This is a genomic window from Proteus sp. G4380, assembly GCF_963885725.1.
GTDB classification, from domain to species: domain Bacteria; phylum Pseudomonadota; class Gammaproteobacteria; order Enterobacterales; family Enterobacteriaceae; genus Proteus; species Proteus mirabilis.
On record NZ_CAWPAV010000190.1, the window covers coordinates 1 to 1,577 of the forward strand.

General features: G+C 26.7%; 2 protein-coding genes. Both read right to left on the reverse strand.

From position 1 onward, the window contains the following. Positions 1–1,092, reverse strand: a 1,092-nt coding sequence (locus AACU98_RS16730) for a glycosyltransferase (protein ID WP_161734645.1), incomplete at its 3' end; no start/stop codon positions are given. Further along, positions 1,089–1,577 (reverse strand): acyltransferase (locus tag AACU98_RS16735; RefSeq protein ID WP_161734648.1); only part of this gene is annotated, 489 nt, incomplete at its 5' end. The genes AACU98_RS16730 and AACU98_RS16735, both read right to left, overlap by 4 nt.

Genomic DNA, 1,577 nt, shown 5'->3' on the forward strand with positions numbered 1-1,577 from the left:
GTTTAAATAATTTTCAGATTTATTGGCATTAATTGAAGAAAGCTCTTTATAAAAATCATGATTATTTATTAAAAATAGTATTTTTTCTGCAAGAGCTTTATAATCATTAGTATTATGTATGCACTTTTCGTGAGTTAATTCTGGTAATCCTCCCGCATTGCTGGTGATACATGGTATAGATAAACTCATTGCTTCTATTGTTGCTCTAGGCAATCCTTCTTGGTTACTGGGTTGGATATAGATATCAGTATTATATAACAGTTTAAATACCTCTTTTTTATTCAGTGAACCTGTATACTTAATCATAATATTTTTATATGAAGGAATGATTTTATATTTATTACCAGGTCCAACTAAATAAATTATTAGTGATTTATCTATAAGTTTATCATCTAATAAACTTAATGCTTTATATAAAATATTATAACCTTTATGAGGACTATCAAGGTTACCTATTAATGTAATGTTTATTTTCAATTTATTGCTTATATCTCTTTTTATAAAAGAAACCTTCTCAATTTCTACATTTGATGCACTGCACTGGAATCCTTTAGTTGGATATTTTCTCTGTAAAAAAAAACGAGTAACATATAGACTACCTATAGAATTATAGACATATTTTTCCATGTTTCTTTTTATAATTGGCTTATATAGGTAAGATTTTAAATTATCAAAACCATCCATAGCATCAACTGGGCAAGCAACAACCTCAGATACATAAGGCTTATGTAGTGAAATACATATTTCTGCTGCCAAGAAGCCAATTTCACTGGGAAGCCTAACTATAATAGCATCATATTGATTAATTATTTTTTTTAATTTTTTCTTGTAAAGTTGTCGCTTAAAAAATCTATTTTTAATATTTGATTGATTATCAAAAGGAATATAATTAATATTATCAGTATTTATTTGATTAAAATTTAAAGAATTAGATAGATCTTCATCAATACATTTACTTCTCGTTAGAACTGTAACACTATCAAAATGATTTAGATAACGAGAAAAAGATTCACTGGAGAGTTTACCTGGGGAAAAAGCATTATTATTTTTATCAACATATATATAATGATCATGTAGAAATAATAACTTCATAGTATATCCTTGATTTTTCTTGCTGGGCTTCCTGCATTTACTCCTTGTTTTAATTCACCTTTAGTTACAGTGTTAGCTGCAATAACTGTTTTTTGAGGAATAATTGTGCCAGCTAAAATACGGCTACCACACCCAATCCAAATATTATCATGTAATATTATATTTTTTTTTATAATTCTCTGATATTTTATCGGTATTGTTTGCTCATCATTATAGTTATGTTCAAAAGATATTAGGCTACATTGGTGAGCTATAGATACATTATTACCGATTTTTATACCGCCTAGAGCATCTATATAACACATATCATGAATACTAACATTATTACCAATAGTCAGATTGTTAATGTTTTTTATTATACACCATCGTCCAATATAGACATTATTACCTAAATCTTTAATGATTGATTTTAATAATATATATCTTATGAGGGTACCAAAGTATGTAGGGCATCCACTAAATAGGTTAAATAAAAATAAATTAAA